This is a genomic window from Pseudomonas sp. GW821-FHT02B10, from assembly GCF_059421865.1.
In genome coordinates this window covers 200,863-217,395 of record NZ_JBWKVU010000012.1, presented here as the reverse complement: position 1 = coordinate 217,395, position 16,533 = coordinate 200,863, and the positions used below count along the sequence as shown (strand labels likewise).

Below are 16,533 nucleotides of genomic sequence, written 5' to 3'. Positions count from 1 at the left end.
TCAGAAGGTCACGCTGGCGCTCAGGCGTGCGGTGCGTGGCTCGCCGACGTTGACCTGCAGTTGGCTGCCGGTGGACGACGGGTAGTACTGCTTGTCGAACAGGTTGTCGACGTTGAACTGCAAGCTGGTCTGGTAGCCAAACAGCGGCGATTCCCAGCGCACGAAGGCATCGGCCACGGTGTAGCTGCTGAGCCAGAAGTCGTTGGCGTTGTTGGCCGCGCGCTCGCCGACATAACGGGCGCCGCCGCCCGCATGCCAGGCACCAAATTCCGCAGGTACGTTCAGGTGATGACTGAGGTACAGGCTGGCGGTGTGCTTGGGCGCGTTGGCCAGGCGGTGGCCTTCGTTGCTCGGGTCGTCGAGGATTTCCGTGTGGTTGTAGGCGTAGGTGCCGATCAGGTCCCAACGCTCGGCGATGCGCCCGGTGACGTCCAGCTCCACACCCTGGGAGCCGACCTTGCCGGCGGCTTCCGAAAGGCTCACGCCATTGACCGTGGTGGTGGTCACCACGTTCTTCTTCTCGATGTCGTACAGCGCCAGGTTGATGTTCAGGCCCGGCAGCGGATCGTACTTGGCGCCCACCTCGTAGCTGCGGCCCTCTTCCGGATCGAAGGTGTTGCCGGCGTCGTCGACGTCGGTGTTGGGCTTGAACGAACGGCTGTAGTTGCCGTACAGCGACAGGCTGTCGGTGGCCTTGAACACCAGGCCGAGGAACGGCACGAAGGTATCGCCATTGCTGTCGCGGTTGACCTTGTAGCTCTTGCCCAGGCCCTGGTCGCTGTACTGGTCGTAATGCTGCTGGCGACCGCCGAAGACCAGGATCCACTGTTCACTTAAATGCCAGTTGTCCTTGAAGTACAGCGAGCTCGAAGTCAGCTGGTTGCGCAGGTTGCTCTGGGCGGCGCTGACCAGGCTCGGTTCGGCCAGGTTGCCGTAGACCGGCGCGGTGATGTTGAAACCACCCTGGGCGGTGTTGCGGTAGGTCTTGCCGCGGTACTGGTCGGAGTGCTCGCTGTCGACGCCCACCAGCAGGTCATGGCGCTGGCCGAACAGCTCCTGCTGGCCGATGAAATCCCAGCTGGCGTAGCGGGTTTCGTCGTCGTAGTGGGCGCCGTTGGCGGCCCGGCGCAGGGTGTTGCCGGTCAGGCTGTTGGGCTGGGCGATCGACAGGCTGTAGCGGTCGTTGTTCCAGCCGTAGGTGACGCGGGTTTTCCAGGCGTCGCTCAGCTGGTACTCGAAGCGCGCGCTGGCCACTTCGCGAATGCCCACGCTTTTCGCCCAACGTTCATCCAGGCGCTTGTCGTAGTCGATGTCCGCCGGATGCCCGTTGGTGAACACGGTGCCGCGGTCGAAGGGGCTGGAGTAGTCGTTGTATTCGTAGTTCAGGGTCAGGCTGGCGCGCTCGCCGGTCCAGGTCAGCGACGGCGCCACCAGGGTGTGCTCGTTGACTCCGTAATTGCGCCAGTAATCCTCATGGCCGCGCTCGGCGATCAGGCGGTAGGCCAGGCCGGTATCGCCCAGCGGCCCGGTGGTGTCCAGGGCCATGCTGCCGCCGCCCTCGCTGTAGGCCGAGCCGCTGAGGGTGGTGCTCTGGGAATACTGCGGCTGCTTGCTGATGATGTTCACCAGGCCGCCGGGTTCCAGGGCGCCGTAGAGCATCGACGCCGGGCCCTTGAGCACTTCGACCCGCTCGGTGGTGGCGCTGAAGTTCTGCCCCAGGTTGGAACGCACGCCATCGCGCAGGATCGAGCCGTCGTCGTTGGTGCCGAAACCGCGCTTGACCAGCGAGTCCCGGGAGCCGCCCAGGGTGTTGCCCTGGCTGACGCCGCTGACGAACTTCATGGCGTCGCTCAGCGAGCGCACCTGATAGTCGGCCAGGGTCTGCTGGGTCACCACATTGATCGATTGCGCCTCCTCCTTGATCGGCACATTGCTTTTGCTCGCCGTGCTGGCTTGCGAGGTGGTGTAGCCGGTGTCCTGGCTGAGGCGATCGGCCTGGATATCGGTGGTCGGCAGTTCGACCGCCTCCTGTGCCCACAGCGGGCTGGCGACCAGACAACAGGACAGTGTCGGCAACAGGTGTTTGATCAGGGTTTTACGGCGGGCACGCGGACAGGATGACTTCAAGGTGTGCACTCAAGGGAGGGAAGGACATGAATAGCAATGATTATCATTGTAATCAGCGCCTGATTCTCAGTAAATCCCCTACCCCACGGGAGTTGGCGCTTTTTTAATCCTTCTCCCGAGCAACGGCGGGACTGATAGCCAGTCGGTCTGTCACTGCGCCACGGCCTGGGTCAGGTGATCGATCAGGGCCCGCGCCGCCGCCGACAGCTGGCGGTGCGGCGGGTAGATCACCGAGAAAGGCCGCGAACGGCCGTTCGCCTGCGGCAGCAGTTCCACCAGGCAGCCGCTGGCGATCCGCTCGCGGACGATGAACTCGTAGGTCTGGCAAATGCCCATGCCGTGTTCGGCCAGGGACACGATGCCCAGCACATCGTCGGCCACCTGGATATTCGCCTGGGGCGTCCACTCCAGGTCCCGCCCCTGCTCGCGCAGCAACCAGGCACCGACCCGGCCGCTGCTGGGCATGATGAACGGCAGGCAGGCATGGGCCGCCAGGTCCTCCAGGCGCCGGGGCGTGCCGGCGCGGCGCAGGTAGTCGGGGGACGCCACCAGGCACAGCGGCGCGTCCTCCAGCTTGCGCCCGACCAGGCCGCTGTCGGGCAGTGGCCCGAGGCGGATCGCCAGGTCGTAACCCTCGGCCACCAGGTCGACATTGCGGTTGCTGATGCTCAGCTCGATGCGCACCTGCGGGTAGTGCCGGGCAAAGCCGCCGAGCAGCGCCGGCAGCCGGTAATGGCCGTAGGTGGTCGGCACGCTCAGGCGCACCCGCCCATTCAGCTCGCCGTCCTGGCCCTGGATGCTGCGCTCCGCGCCGTCGATCAGCTCGAACGCCGCCCGCGATTGCTCCAGGTACAACAGGCCGGCTTCGGTCAGGCTCAGGCGCCTGGTGGTACGCCGTAGCAACTGCACGCCCAGGCGCGCCTCCAGCCGGGAAATCGCCCGGCTGACCACTGAAGGCGTGGTGCCCAAGGCCACCGCGCCGGCGCTCAACGAGCCCTTTTCCACCACGCTGACGAACACCTCGACGTCAGCCAGATAATCGAATCGACGGCTCACCTTTATCTCCAGGGAACAAGTGATTTCCAGTGGCGCGAGTTTATCGCCCACAGAGGCATGAATACAGTGAATCACCCGTCGGCCACCGCCGACTCCCTGACCTCACACTTTGGAAACCGCCATGCGCCCACTCAGCACCCTCGCTCTTGCCATGAGCATCACCGCCGCCACCTTCAACGCCCAGGCCGCAAACGTCCTGGTGGTGCTCTCGGACGCCGACCACCTCGACCTCAAGGACGGCAAGGTGTTTGCCACCGGCTTCTACCTCAACGAACTGATGCAGCCGGTCAAACAGCTGCTCGACGCCGGCCACTCGGTGACCTTCGCCACCCCGCAGGGCAAGGCGCCGACCCTGGACCGCTCCTCCACCGACAAGATGTATTTCAACAACGATGTCGCCGCACTGCAGGCGCACCAGGCACTGCTCGACCAGTTGAAAATCACCTCCCCCGGCGAATCGCCGGTGATCAGCCTGGCCCGGGTCGAGCAGATCGGCTACGAGCATTTCGATGCGCTGTATGTGCCCGGCGGCCACGCGCCGATGCAGGACCTGCTGCACAGCCCCGAGCTGGGCCGGCTGCTGAGCAATTTCCATCAGAACAACAAGACCACCGCCCTGGTCTGCCACGGTCCGATCGCCCTGCTGTCGACCCTGCCCCAGGCGCAGGACTTCACCCGGCAACTGGCCAGCGGCGGCAAGGCCAGCGCCCCAGGCTGGATCTACGCCGGCTACCGGTTCACGGTGATCAGCAACCAGGAAGAGGAATTGGCCAAGGGCCTGCTGGGCGGCGGCGCCATGCGCTTCTACCCGCAAACCGCCCTGGAACAGGCCGGCGGCCTGTACCGCAGCAACCGCTCGCCATGGAGCGAGAACGTGGTGATCGACCGCGAGCTGGTGACCGGGCAGAACCCGGGCTCGGCCCAGGGCGTGGCCAAGGTGTTGCTGGAACGCTTGCAGGCACGCGCCGGCAAAGGCGCGTAAAGGCCGGTGGATCCGACGAGCTGGCATGCCGCCAGCCGTCTGCCAGCGCGCTGGTTGTCTACGCTCAAATCGACAGCCCGAAAGGAATCCCGTACTCGCCAGGAGGTGCCCATGAGCAAGACACCAGATGCCGTTGCCACTGCCCGCCGAAGCAACATGGCCAAAGCCCTGCAACGCTGGAACCAGCAGGCCGGAGCACGCAGCGAATCGCAGTCGCGCATCCGCGAACTGGGCCCGGGCGCTGGCGATTCACCGCAGCAATTGGCCAAGTGGATCGCCCGCGAGAACGCCCGTGCCCTGTTGACCCGGGCCGGGCTGGAACGCCGGATCGGCACCTGGGACCCGACCTTCTACGCCCCCAGCGAGGCCGCCCGCCAGGCGGCAAGGCCGGTGGCGCGGTTGGTCAATGCGCCACGGCCGGGCACGGTGGTCGAGGGTTTTGCCACCGGCTTCCTGGTCTCGCCCAGCCTGTTGCTGACCAACCAGCATGTGTTCCCCCGGTATGTGGATGCCGTGGACTGCGCCGCCAACTTTCTCTACGAAAGGCAGGAGCGCGGCATCAACGAAGGCACCTACTTCAACCTGCAGCCGGACCAGTTCTACTTCGCCGACGAGGCGCTGGACTTCTGCCTGGTGGCCATCTCCACACAGGGCTCACGCGGCGAGGCGTTGTCGGACTACGGCTGCATCCGCCTGATCGAAGCCACCGGCAAGACCCTGCGTGGCCGGCCGATGAACATCATCCAGCACCCCGATGGCGGCCCGCGCCAGTACGCCACCACCCACAACCGGCTGCTGGACATCCTCGACCAGGGCTTCCTGCACTACGAAACCGACACCGCCGAAGGCGCTTCCGGCTCCCCGGTGTTCAGCGACAACTGGGAGCTGATCGCCTTGCACCACTGCGGCATCCCCAGGACCGACGAAGCCGGCAACATCCTCAAGACCGACCACAGCATCTGGAACGCCGAAGGAGACGAGGAAAGCACGGTGGACTGGGTGGCCAACGAAGGCACCCGGGTCAGCAGCATCATTGGCGCGCTCAAGGCCCTGCAACTGAGTGGCAGGCCGGCCGAGCTGCTGGCCCAGCTCATGGAGCAGACCGCCGACCCGCTGGCCGCGCTCAGCGTCAACGAAGCGCTGCCTGTTACGCCGCCCCACCCAAGCCTGCCCGAGAGATCGCAGAACATCTTTCATATCTGCGGCCCCACCACCATCAACATCGTCAGTCACGCTGCGGACAGCCCGGCGAGCGTCGCGCCCACCTTCAGTGCGACGCCTGCCGAGCCGGTGCCGGCCGAACCGGCTCCGACGGTCGAGGCCCTGGAAAAGACCCTGACCTTCGACCTCGACTACGAAGCCCGTCCCGGCTATGACCCGAACTTTCTCGGGGTACCGGTGCCGCCGCCCTTCGTCGAGGGCGACTTGTTGGCCCAGCTCTACCGCGTCGGCGACTACCGCGAACATGCTGCTTCGGCGCGCAATGTACCGGCCATGAGGCTCTCCCACCTGGACGACGACGCCCCGCTGGAACTGCCCTATCACCGCTATTCGCTGGTGATGAACAAGCAGTACCGCATGCCGATGTGGACCGCCTCCAATGCCGACTACCGGCCCGAGGTCCGTGGCGATGCGCGGGGCCGCCGCGGCTTCGGCGGCGAAAGCTGGCGCCTCGACCGCCGGGTGCCGAGCCGCTACCAGTTGACCAACAGCGACATCTACGCGCCGGCCGGCAACTTCGATCGCGGCCATATCGTGCGCCGCGAAGACAGCTGTTGGGGGCAGCCCGGAATCAACACCGAGTACGCTAACGCCGACACCTACCACTGGACCAACTGCACGCCGCAGCACGAACTGTTCAACCAGGAATCGCCCGACGGCGCCCAATACCGCAATCGCAAAGGCATCTGGGGTTACTTCGAGGGCGAGCTGGCCGAACAGATCGAAGCCGGGGGCGGCCAGGCCATCATCTTCGCCGGCCCGGTGCTGGGGGACTCCTGCGTCGAGCAGGACTTCGGCAAGGGCCCGGTGCATTACCCGACCCGCTTCTGGAAAATCGTCATCGTGCCCAAGGACGAATCGCGCACCCCGGAACTGCTGGCCTATGGTTTCCTGTTCGATCAGAGCGAGGTGATCAAGGAGTTCGGCCTTAACGTCCAGGAGGCCGCCCTGGACCTGGCCAAGGCCTTCCACAAACAGCAGGCGACACTGGCGGACATCTGCCAGATGGCGGGCATTTCCCTGGCCCCCTCGATCATGGCCGCCGACCAGCACAAGCCGGGCTGAGCGTGCGGCTCAAGGGTTGAGCGACCGAGCGGCCTCAGCCCTGCCCCAGGCGTTCGCGGACCAGCGCCTGGGCGTTGCGGGTCATCTGGTCGAGGTGGCGGTCACGCTGTTTTTCGGCATCGAGCATTGCCCGCTTGCCATGCTTTTGCAGCAGGTAGCTGTGGATCTGCCGTACCTCCAGCGAGTGATAGATCGGCGCCGTGTCCAGCAGGCCCATCAAACCGTCGGTGGCGTGATCGCGGGTATTCATCAGCACCTGCGGGCCGCGCACGCCCAGCACCTGGAAACCCAGCGCTTCGAACCAGGCCACCTTGCCCGCCGCGCAGGTCAGTTCGGCATGGGGGTAGCGCTCGCGCATCCGTGCCAGCAGCGAACGGGCGATCCCCTGCCGGCGATGGCTGGCACGCACCGCCATATAGGCCACGCCGCACGCCTCGGGATCGTCCTTGACCGGCAGGTACAGCACAAAACCCAGCACCTGCTGCGGGTCGTCCTCGTCAGTGGCCACCAGCAGTTCCACGGCGATGCCCCGGGAGCCGTCCAGGGCCTGCAGATACAGATGCACCTCAAAGCCGATGGCGTACTGGTAGATGTTGTACAGCAGGTTGCTGGGCGGGATCGCTACCGCGCTGATATCGGTCAGGTAGTCGACCACCATTTGCAGGATCTGGCTGTTGACGGCTTCCGGGCACGGGGTCTGGAAGTGGCTGATGATCGGCATTGCGCGGTGGGCTCCAAAGGTTGAGGCTCGCCTGGGACAGCAGGCGTCGGCGGCGGGCCGGCATGATACTCCGCCCGCGTATTTGACGCAGTTCCTGTAGGAGCGAGCTTGCTCGCGATGCGGCGTGTCAGCACGGACGCTATCGCGAGCAAGCTCGCTCCTACAGATGGCCTGGGTAAACCGGGCTAACGGGCGCTGTCGCCTTGCGGCTTGTAGAACAGGAACTTGCCGGTCTCGGCGGTCTTGCGGTATTGCCTGGCCCAAGCGGGCCGCACGCGCCGGTCATGGAAATACAGGGCGCCGTGGGTGCGGTCCGCGAGTTGCTGGTTGAGCGCCTTGCGCGCGATTTCCTTGGCCGCGATGTAGGGCTCATCTTCCTTCACCTGATCCGCACGCCCGTCGCACCACCAGGAAAACTGACAGGCGCGCTGCTCCGAACCCTGCTTGACCACCGCGCACACCGTATCGGGAAACCCCTCATGGCCGAGCCGGTTGAGCACCACGCTGGCCACGGCTTCCATGTCGGCGGCGGCCCCGCCCTTGGCTTCCCAGTAGATGGAGCGCGCCAGGCAAGTAATGGCGTCGTCCAGCGGCGCGGCGCCCGCCGGGTCCACCGCCTGGGCCTCGGGAGGGGTAATGGTTTCGCTGCGTGGCGCCGGTTGCTGGCCCGCGGCTTTCTGTTCCAGGACCTGGGCCTTGTCCTGCGCCACTTCGGGGTCCGCTGTTTCACCCGCGGCCATTGCCAGCCCCCCGCACAGGAGGATCAGAAAACCGCCGGCAATCGCTGTCGGGCGCATGCTCGTACCTTTGCCAAAAACCCGATCCGGGCACGGGAAAGCCGCCGCCAGCCTGCCGGCTGGCAGCGACTGGACTTGAGTGTAGTTCGCCGCCGTCCGCCCGTAACCTGCACCGCGCCGGCAACGGCAAGGACGGATAACGGCGCCGGTTCTCGGCAAAAAGACCTTGCGCCGAACGGGGCAAAATCGCGCATCATGGGCGCAATTCGCTCAAGGGAGACCTCCATGCGCTGCCTATCCTCCGTTCTGCCGCTGACCCTGTTGTCGCTGAGCATGGCCTTCGCCACCGCTGCCGTGGCGAGCGACGAGACGCAACTGGTGACATCGATCAACAGCTACCGCAGCCAGGTCCAGCGCTGCGCCGGCCAGGTGTCCCAGGAACTGCCGCCGCTGGCCGCCGACCCGCGCCTGGTGCTGCCGGCCAACAGCATCGGCAACCTGCAGCAGGCCCTGGCCAGCAGTGCCTACCCGATGGTCAATGTGCAGGCCATCAGCCTGTCCGGACCGCGCAATGCCCAGGCGGCCATGAAGGCGGTGCAGGAAAGTTTCTGCCAGGTGGTGCTGGACCCGCAGTTCGTCGATATCGGTGTCAGCCGCACCGGCCAGGAATGGCGCATCGTCCTCGCCCGGCCACTGCTGACCGCGCGCCTCGGCGACTGGCAGGCCGAGGGCCAGAAGCTCCTGGAAAGCCTCAACAGCGCCCGCGCGCAGCCGCGCCAGTGCGGCAACCAGATCTTCGCCGCCGCCACCCCGCTGGCCTGGAACGCCACCCTGGCCAGCGCGGCCCAGGACCATACCCGGGACATGGCCAATCACAACTTCTTCGATCACAAGGACCGCGACGGTCGCACCCCCGGCGACCGCGCCGAACTGGCGGGTTATGCCGGCCAGCAGATCGGCGAGAACATCGCCGCCGGCCAGGACAGCGTGCGCAAGGTAGTCGATGGCTGGCTGGCCAGCCCGGGTCATTGCGCCAACCTGATGAACCCGCAGTATCGCGAGCTGGGCGCGTCCTATGCGGTCGATCCGAAAAGCGATGCCGGCATCTACTGGACCGCGATGTTCGGTACGCCTTGACGGCCTGACCGACCTTGCCCCGGGGCGCCATCAGCGGCGCCCCGCCCCCTCATCGGCCAACCCCGCGACGCCCCCGCCGGGCAACTAAACTGACTCATCTACCGACCAGCAATCGCTTGCTCCGGGCGTCCCGGAACCCACGCGCAGCCTCGCCTGCCGCCACGGGTTCGACGCCCAGGCCCGATGGCCAGCCTCATCTGCCTGAACGGTAGGCACGCACCCCGTCCCCCGCGGGAGGTCTGCGTCAGCTCTTCAGAACACGGGCCGGCCCTGCCAGGCCCGCTCATTCGGCAGCGCCGGGACATGGCCTCCCCACGCACGCCGCGTATCTCCATCCGGCCACTGCCGGGCCGTCGGCGGCAGTGCCCCTCACAGCGGAGGACCAGGCCATGGACGAAGCCAAGCTCAACGATTTCATGGGCAAGCTGGTGTCAGACATGGGCGGCGCGGCGATGCTCGCCAATATGATTGTCGGCGAAGAACTGGGCCTGTACCGGGCCATGGCCGACAGTCATTTCGTCAGCCCCGAGGCGCTGGCCGCCAAGACCGGCTGCAACGCGCGGCTGCTGCGCGAATGGCTGAGCGCCCATGCCGCGTCCGGCTACATGGAACACCAGGGCGGCCAGTTCCGCCTGCCGGAAGAACAGGCCCTGGCGCTGGCCATCGAGGACTCGCCGGTGTACGTGGCCGGTGGCGCCGTGGTGGTCTCCGCGCTATTTCACGACAAGGACAAACTGCTGGCCGCAATGCGCGGCGACGGCGCCCTGGCCTGGGGCGACCACCACCCCTGCATGTTCAGCGGCACCGAGCGCTTCTTCCGCCCGGGCTATAGGGCGCACCTGGTGGCCGAGTGGCTGCCGGCCCTGGACGGCGTGGTGGAAAAACTGCAGGCCGGGGCCAAGGTGGCCGACATCGGCTGCGGGCATGGAGCGTCGACGGTGATCATGGCCCAGGCCTTCCCCGCCTCGCGGTTTTTCGGCTTCGACTACCACCAGCCCTCCATCGCCACCGCGACGCAACGGGCCGAGGAAGCCGGGGTGACCGGCCGCGTGCAGTTCTCCCAGGCCAGCGCCAAGACCTACCCCGGCAACGACTACGACCTGATCTGCTTCTTCGACTGCCTGCACGACATGGGCGACCCGGTGGGCGCCGCGCAACATGCCTTCCAGGCGCTGAAAGACGACGGCAGCGTGCTGCTGGTCGAGCCGTTCGCCAACGATAAACTGGACCAGAACATCACCCCGGTCGGCCGGCTGTTCTATGCCGCCTCGACCTTTATCTGCACGCCCAACTCGCTGTCCCAGGAAGTCGGCCTGGGGCTCGGTGCCCAGGCCGGCGAAGCGCGCCTGCGCCAGGTCTTCAGCGAAGCCGGCTTCAGCCAGTTCCGCCGGGCCGCAGAGACGCCGTTCAACCTGATTCTCGAGGCACGTAAATAAAGGAGAATCGTGCAAGTAACAGGGTCATGTCGGCGTCGTGCCCTGAAAACGCAAAACGGCACCCGGGAAACCCCGGGTGCCGTGCTTCTGTACCGCAATGGATAGCGCCTTACGCCGCCGGCAGATCCACCAGCACCACCGCCTGTTGCCCTACGCATAACAGCCGGCCGCCATGATGGGCCACATACTCCCGGGCCTCGTCCGGCGACGAGAACCAGCAGTTGAGATGGCCCGCCTGGCGGTAGACCAGTTCAAAATGCTGCAACTGCTCGGGCGCCAGCTCGTCGAGGACCTGACGGTAGGTCTCCCAACTGGCAAAACCGGCCTCGCTGGCCAGGGTGCGCAACAGGTGTTTGCGCTGCACCTTGTCGCGCTGCCGATACAGCTCGGGCAACGACAGGCCAGGCAAACTGTTGCTCGCCAGCAAGCGCCGCAGGATCGGCAAGGCGCCGGCCAGCGAACCGCTGGTTGCAGTGCGATGCAGGCGTTTGGCTTCGCGCAGTACCAGGCTGGCGGCCTGACTGGCGGGTGAACGGGAAACGGATTTGTTGATAGGCATACCAACTCCAAGAGAATCGGCCTGCTCGCTATTGGCCCGGAGGGGGTATGCAAGCGTGGTGCTTGCGGGATTTGAAGGTGCTTGCGCTTTCGCGAGGTGGGCGCCCAGGAAGCCCGGCCGCCATACTAACCAATCCATCCCGGGCTGCCCATCCCCGCTTCAGGTCTTCCAGCCCTGCTGTTTCTCCAGCAGGAAATCGATAAAGGCGCGCAGGCGCAACGGCACGTGCCGGCTGTGGGGATACAGCAGGCTGAAGGGCCGCGAACGGCCGCCGTAAGGCTGCAGCACCTCCACCAGGGAACCCTCGGCCAGCTCGCGCTCGACCATGAAACGGTAGGTCTGGAACAGGCCGGCGCCGTGCCTGGCCAGGGTCACGCCCCCCAGCAGGTCCTCGGAGCACACGTAGGCCCCCTCGGCGAGCACTTCGCAGGGGCCGTCGACGCCGTTGAACAGCCAGGCGATGCGCCGGCCGCTGCTGGGCAGCTCGAACTGGATGCACTCGTGTTGCGCCAGGTCGTCGAGCCGCTGCGGGGTACCGGCCCGCGCCAGGTAATCCGGGGCGGCGAACACCACCAGTTCGGCGTCCTCCAGCAACCGCGCGACCAACCCGGAATCCGGCTGCGCGCGCACCCGGATCGCCATGTCGTAGCCCCCTTCGACGAAATCGATATTGCGGTTGCTCAGGTTGACCTCCACCCGCATCTGCGGGTAGCGCCGGCGAAACTCCGGCAGCAGCGGCAGGATCCGCAGATGGCCGTAGGTGGTCGGCAGGCTGATGCGCAAGGTGCCGGAAGGCGCCAGCTGCTGCCCGGTCAACTGGCGCTCGGCCTCGAGCATCTGGTTCAGCGCGCTGCGGCATTGCTGGTGATAGTCACGCCCGCCGTCGGTCAGGCGGATGCTGCGGGTGGTGCGCACGAACAGACGGACGCCGAGCCGTTCTTCCAGGCGCGACACCGAGCGGCTGACCGCCGCCGGCGTGACCCCGGCCGCCAGCGCCGCGCCGGTAAAGCTGCCGATCTCCGCCGCCATGCAGAACAGCTCGATGCTGCCCAGCAGCACGTCGTCGAATTGCCGAGTCATTGATTACACCATGTATCAAGTGAAGTACCTGAAGCGCTGTTTATCAGTATTCCGCACACAAATATAGTTCTGCCCAACAGCGCTGGAACCACTCTCACCGCAAAACAGGACTATCCCCATGAGCCACACCCTGAACCACAACAGCACCGTCATCATCACCGGCGCCTCCAGCGGCATCGGCCTCGGCCTGGCCCAGGCCTACCTGGAACGCGGCTACAACGTGGTCGGCAATGCCCGCTCGGCACAGCGGCTGGCCGCGGCGGCCGAAACCCTGGGCCACAGCGAGCGTTTTCTCGGGGTCGAAGGCGACATTGCCGACCCGGCCACCGCCACGCAGCTGGTCGAACGCGCCATCGACCGCTTCGGCCAGGTCGATGTGCTGGTCAACAACGCCGGCTTCTTCCTGCCCAAGGCGTTTATCGACTACAGCCCCGAGGAGCTGGAAAGCCTGCTGGAGACCAACCTCAAGGGTGTGGTCTACACCTCCCAGGCCGCCGCGCGGCACATGATCGAGCGGCGCCGGGGCCGCATCATCAACATCAGCGCCAGCGTCGCGCTGCAACCGAACCTGGCGGTCCCGGCGGCGTTACCGGTGCTGATCAAGGGCGGCGTGAACCAGATGACCCGCGCCCTGGCCCTGGAGCTGTCGCCGTTCAATATCCAGGTCAACGCGGTGGCCCCGGGGATCATCGACACGCCGATGCACGACCCGGCGCACCGTGCCTTCCTCGACGGCCTGCAACCGGCCGGACGGGTCGGACGCATCGAGGAAATCGCCGACGCGGTGCTCTACCTGTCCGGCGCCGGCTTCACCACCGGCGTGGTGCTGCCGGTGGACGGCGGCATGAGCAGCGGCAAATGGTAAACCCGGCGGGAGGCCCGCGTGCCTCCCGTCCCTTGCAACCCCCACCTTTTCCTCAGGAGTAATGCCATGCCTTTCGTCAACGTCCGCATCACCCGTGACGGCGTGACCCGCGAACAGAAAGCCCAGGTCATCCGCGAGATCACCGAAACCCTGCAACGGGTGCTGAACAAGGCCCCGGAACTGACCCACATCGTCATCGAGGAAGTCGACACCGACAACTGGGGCTACGCCGGCATGACCACCACCGAATACCGCCAGCGAACGGCGCAATGAAAAAAGGGCGGGCCAGCATCGGGTCCGCCCTTTGTTCCTGGCGTTGAATCGATCCGCAACCTGCCGGTACGCCGCGACGCCCGCATCCTCAAGCCCTGCGCCGAGCCTTATACTGTCGCCCTTCCAGACCCGGAGCAGACCACATGGACGTCGTTCTCGAGTGCCCGCTCACCGAACAGATCCTTGCCTCTTTCGCCACGGTGATCGGCAAGGACCTGCCCGGCTATCGCAATCATGTGTATCGCGTGCTGAGTTTCTACAGCGCGCTCAATCCGCAGGACCGGCCGCTGTCCTGCGCGGTGCAGATCGCCGCGGCCTTTCATGACCTGGGTATCTGGACCCACGGCACCCTCGACTACCTGGCGCCGTCGATCCAACTGGCCCGGGCCTTTCTGGCCGAGCGCGGCGAGTTACAGCTGGCTGAGCAAGTCAGCGCGCTGATCGAGCAGCATCACAAACTGCGCCCTTATCGCCAGGCCCACGCCGCGAGCGTCGAACCGTTCCGGCAGGCCGACACGATCGACGTCTCCCTGGGTTTGCTCAACTTCGGCCTGCCCCGCCCGTTTATCCGCGAGGTACAGGCACGCTACCCCGACCAGGGGTTTCACTGGATGCTGGCACGCGCTTCGGCCCGGCAGTTGCTGCGTACGCCACTGCGGCCGTTGCCGATGTTTCGCTGGTGACGCCTCAGGCATTGAGCAGCATCGTGAACCCGCCATAAATCATGCGCTGGCCGTCGAACGGCATCGGGCAGACGTCGGGCTTGAGCCGCGGGTCTTCCATGGCTCTTTGCATGCCCGCGTCGCGGATTTCACGGGACGGCCAGATGATCCAGCTGAACACCACCGTCTCGTCCGCCTTGAGCTTGACCGCCATGGGGAACGAGGTCAGCTTGCCCTCGGGCACGTCGTCGCCCCAGCAATCGACCACGCTCAAGGCGCCGAACTCCTTGAACACCTTCGCCGCGACCTGCGCATGCTGCTTGAAGGCCTCGCGGTTGGCGGTGGGTACCGCCAGTACACAACCATCGACATAAGACATGATCCTGCTCCTGCTGATTGGGGTTGAACATCGGATCCCGACCTTGCTGTCGGTCACTCTGGGAACTGGTCGATCCGCATCGCCGACAATCGACAAGTCGGCGCGAAAAAACCTGAATCGACCGACCGACGGGCTTCATGGCTCCGGCTGCCAACCGGTTTGCGGGGCGCTCAGGCCCGGCGTCGCGGGCGGATGCACAGTGCCCGGTACCGTCTCCAGCGGGGGCTCCGGTACCGCGCTTTGGCCCAGTTCGCCCTCGATATGCCCGGCCAGGTAATACACCCCGGCCATCACCCCGTTGCCGGTGTTGTTCAACAGCTTGAACCAGGCCTGGTCGAACGCCTTGCCCAGGCTCTGGCGAATCTGCGCCTCGGTCTCGGCCCGGTCGCTCTCATGGGCAATCGCGCGAAACCCCGCGGCGCCCAGGGAGATCACCGCGCCGGCGACCTTGCCGGCCACCGCCGACGCGGCGCCGGCAATGCCACGGCCGGCCATCTGCGCTTCGAATTTTTCACTGGCCTGCCTGGCCACCGAGACAATCCCGGCCTCGGACGACACCTCGCCGGTGCCCGCCGGCGCGCTATGGATCTGCTGGTACAGCGCCGAGTAGGCCGGCAGCGTAGTCAGGGGCTTGGCATGCAACACCTGATACAACGACGCATCGCGCGCCGGCGGCGGCCCCAGGCGAATCGCCTGGATGCCATTGAGCCGTTGATCGAGCTGCTTGGCCGGCAACCGATAACGCTGGGCGATAACCCGCACCTGCTTGTCCAGCAGCTCGATATAGAACTCCGTGGCCTGGTTGAGAATCGCATCCGGGTCGATCTCCACCGCCACCGGTGCCAGCACCTGCTCCTGATACTGTTCCTTGAGGTACTCCGCCAGCCGCGTCGCCGCCGCGTCCTGCTCGTCGCCGGCGGTGAGGCTGTACCAACTGACTTTCATGGCCATCCATTCCTGGGTCCAGTAACTGCTGAACCAGGGGATGAAGGTTTCCTCGGTAACGGCATAGACCCGCACCCGCCAGTGCTCCATGGAGCCGCGGGCAAAGACCTTGACCTGGATCACCGCCTGTTGCGAAGCCTCGGCGATCTCCCGGTCCACCTGGCGCCAGGTGCTGGCCGGCACCACCACCGGCGCCACCGCCTCGCGGACACGCTGGGTCGCGGCGCATCCGGTCAGCACCAGCAGCATCACGACGATCAGCGCACGCAGGTACAAGATGGCAACCCTCGCACAGCGTCGACCACGGCCGCCCGCTCACGACGGGGCAGGCTTCAACCGGATACCACACGACCATGCCTGGATTGAGTATAGGTGCTGGGGTTTGCGCCCCAGGCTCCAGAAGGGGTTCGCGACGGCGTATCCGACCAGCCGCTTACCCGCGATGGCGTCCGGCCTGATACACCGCGGCGCCTCGATCGCCGGCAAGCCTGGCTCCTACAGAAGCAGGTCAGTCGCGGTCAGCGTGGACCGCCACCGCCGGGACCTCCGCCAAAACCGCCATGCGGGCCACCGCCACCGCCGCCATGCCCGCCACCGCCGCCACCCGGCGGGAAGAACATCCAGCAGCCCGACAGGGACGCCAACAAGGCGATCACTACCGCCACTTTTGCAACTCGACTCAATATCATCGCTTCACTCTCTTTCAGGACGAGAACCACAAGTTTCTCGTCGTTTCAGACAGTGCCCGCGCGACATTGAGCACCGCGCAAAGGTAAAGAATGGGTAAGGGTTGTATCGAAAAACCCACAGGTTTCCAGTGACTTGCGCACTCATTTCGGCAGCAGCGAACGGCAACCCCGCAGCCCCTGGCCGTGCCGGAGGTGATTGACCTGTGCAAGGTTTTCGATACATAGCCAATGCCGCGGCACTGTCAATTACGCGCCTGTGCCTCCCCCGCCACCGGTAGCCCCTGCGGACGACGCAGGGTCAGCACGCCATGGACCACCAGGCCAAACAGCAGCCCCCAGAAGGCCGCCGACAAGCCGAACAGCGACATGCCCGACGCTGTAACCAGAAAGGTGATCAATGCCGCCTCGCGATCCCGCGGTACGGCCAGGGCGCTGCTCAGGGCGGCGCCCATGGCGGCGGACAGGGCGAGCCCGACGAGGGCCGCCTGGAAGATGATCACCAGCGGCCCGGCATAGGAAATCAGCGTGGCGATAAACCCGGCCACCAGCGCCGACAATGAGAAATCCTCGATCAACGGCTGCATGCAGGCTCCGAAGCC

16 protein-coding genes and 1 pseudogene are annotated in these 16,533 nt (G+C 65.9%); 7 read left to right on the top strand and 10 right to left on the bottom strand.

Annotation, left to right across the window (positions count from 1 at the left end):
* A complete protein-coding gene (locus AC07VU_RS23855; protein WP_495030590.1) occupies positions 1–2,127 on the bottom strand; it encodes a TonB-dependent siderophore receptor in 2,127 nt (708 codons plus the stop codon).
* Between the two features lie 150 nt (positions 2,128–2,277).
* Positions 2,278–3,183: a LysR family transcriptional regulator gene (locus AC07VU_RS23850; protein WP_274304107.1), complete on the bottom strand. Its 906-nt coding sequence runs from the start codon at positions 3,181–3,183 to the stop codon at positions 2,278–2,280.
* Positions 3,184–3,304: 121 nt separating this feature from the next.
* Between AC07VU_RS23850 and AC07VU_RS23845 the strand changes: the two genes are divergently transcribed.
* Both AC07VU_RS23845 and AC07VU_RS23840 read left to right on the top strand, forming a co-directional pair.
* A complete protein-coding gene (locus tag AC07VU_RS23845) occupies positions 3,305–4,165 on the top strand; it encodes a type 1 glutamine amidotransferase domain-containing protein (RefSeq protein ID WP_053261947.1) in 861 nt (286 codons plus the stop codon).
* Between the two features lie 111 nt (positions 4,166–4,276).
* Positions 4,277–6,451: a DNA/RNA non-specific endonuclease gene (locus AC07VU_RS23840; protein ID WP_277589253.1), complete on the top strand. Its 2,175-nt coding sequence runs from the start codon at positions 4,277–4,279 to the stop codon at positions 6,449–6,451.
* Between the two features lie 34 nt (positions 6,452–6,485).
* On the opposite strand, the gene AC07VU_RS23835 is transcribed toward AC07VU_RS23840, so the two are convergent.
* Together AC07VU_RS23835 and AC07VU_RS23830 are read right to left on the bottom strand one after the other, a co-directional pair.
* Positions 6,486–7,172 (bottom strand): GNAT family N-acetyltransferase, encoded by a 687-nt coding sequence (locus AC07VU_RS23835; RefSeq protein ID WP_277589254.1) that lies wholly within the window; start codon positions 7,170–7,172, stop codon positions 6,486–6,488.
* A gap of 185 nt (positions 7,173–7,357) precedes the next feature.
* Positions 7,358–7,969 carry a cell wall hydrolase gene (locus AC07VU_RS23830; protein WP_277589255.1) on the bottom strand — a complete coding sequence of 204 codons (612 nt, stop codon included), beginning with the start codon at positions 7,967–7,969 and terminating at the stop codon, positions 7,358–7,360.
* 225 nt (positions 7,970–8,194) lie between these two features.
* Between AC07VU_RS23830 and AC07VU_RS23825 the strand changes: the two genes are divergently transcribed.
* On the top strand, positions 8,195–9,046 hold the full coding sequence (locus AC07VU_RS23825) for a CAP domain-containing protein (RefSeq protein WP_053261951.1): 852 nt from the start codon (positions 8,195–8,197) through the stop codon (positions 9,044–9,046).
* Between the two features lie 389 nt (positions 9,047–9,435).
* Positions 9,436–10,482 (top strand): class I SAM-dependent methyltransferase, encoded by a 1,047-nt coding sequence (locus AC07VU_RS23820; RefSeq protein WP_277589256.1) that lies wholly within the window; start codon positions 9,436–9,438, stop codon positions 10,480–10,482.
* A gap of 109 nt (positions 10,483–10,591) precedes the next feature.
* Here AC07VU_RS23820 and AC07VU_RS23815 read toward each other — a convergent pair whose 3' ends face one another.
* On the bottom strand, positions 10,592–11,041 hold the full coding sequence (locus AC07VU_RS23815; RefSeq protein WP_274304113.1) for a hypothetical protein: 450 nt from the start codon (positions 11,039–11,041) through the stop codon (positions 10,592–10,594).
* A gap of 159 nt (positions 11,042–11,200) precedes the next feature.
* Entirely contained in the window at positions 11,201–12,121 is a 921-nt protein-coding gene (locus AC07VU_RS23810; RefSeq protein ID WP_277589257.1) for a LysR family transcriptional regulator, read from the bottom strand.
* A 118-nt stretch (positions 12,122–12,239) separates the two neighbouring features.
* Here AC07VU_RS23810 and AC07VU_RS23805 point away from each other — a divergent pair, with 118 nt between their 5' ends.
* The 3 genes from AC07VU_RS23805 to AC07VU_RS23795 all read left to right on the top strand — a co-directional run bounded on the left by AC07VU_RS23805 (position 12,240) and on the right by AC07VU_RS23795 (position 13,942).
* Entirely contained in the window at positions 12,240–12,986 is a 747-nt protein-coding gene (locus AC07VU_RS23805) for an SDR family NAD(P)-dependent oxidoreductase (protein ID WP_277589258.1), read from the top strand.
* 66 nt (positions 12,987–13,052) lie between these two features.
* Positions 13,053–13,259 (top strand): tautomerase family protein, encoded by a 207-nt coding sequence (locus tag AC07VU_RS23800; protein WP_007922853.1) that lies wholly within the window; start codon positions 13,053–13,055, stop codon positions 13,257–13,259.
* A gap of 143 nt (positions 13,260–13,402) precedes the next feature.
* Entirely contained in the window at positions 13,403–13,942 is a 540-nt protein-coding gene (locus tag AC07VU_RS23795) for a phosphohydrolase (RefSeq protein WP_274304115.1), read from the top strand.
* 4 nt (positions 13,943–13,946) lie between these two features.
* On the opposite strand, the gene AC07VU_RS23790 is transcribed toward AC07VU_RS23795, so the two are convergent.
* The 4 genes and pseudogenes from AC07VU_RS23790 to AC07VU_RS23775 form a co-directional block, all read right to left on the bottom strand.
* Entirely contained in the window at positions 13,947–14,300 is a 354-nt protein-coding gene (locus AC07VU_RS23790) for a DUF1428 domain-containing protein (RefSeq protein ID WP_053261957.1), read from the bottom strand.
* 135 nt (positions 14,301–14,435) lie between these two features.
* Entirely contained in the window at positions 14,436–15,521 is a 1,086-nt protein-coding gene (locus AC07VU_RS23785; protein ID WP_277589259.1) for a hypothetical protein, read from the bottom strand.
* Between the two features lie 242 nt (positions 15,522–15,763).
* The gene (locus AC07VU_RS23780; protein WP_277589260.1) at positions 15,764–15,934 is read right to left on the bottom strand and encodes a hypothetical protein; all 171 of its coding nucleotides are present in this window, start codon (positions 15,932–15,934) and stop codon (positions 15,764–15,766) included.
* A gap of 242 nt (positions 15,935–16,176) precedes the next feature.
* A pseudogene (locus tag AC07VU_RS23775) lies at positions 16,177–16,482 on the bottom strand (benzoate/H(+) symporter BenE family transporter); the annotation flags it as partial.
* Positions 16,483–16,533 lie beyond the last annotated feature (51 nt).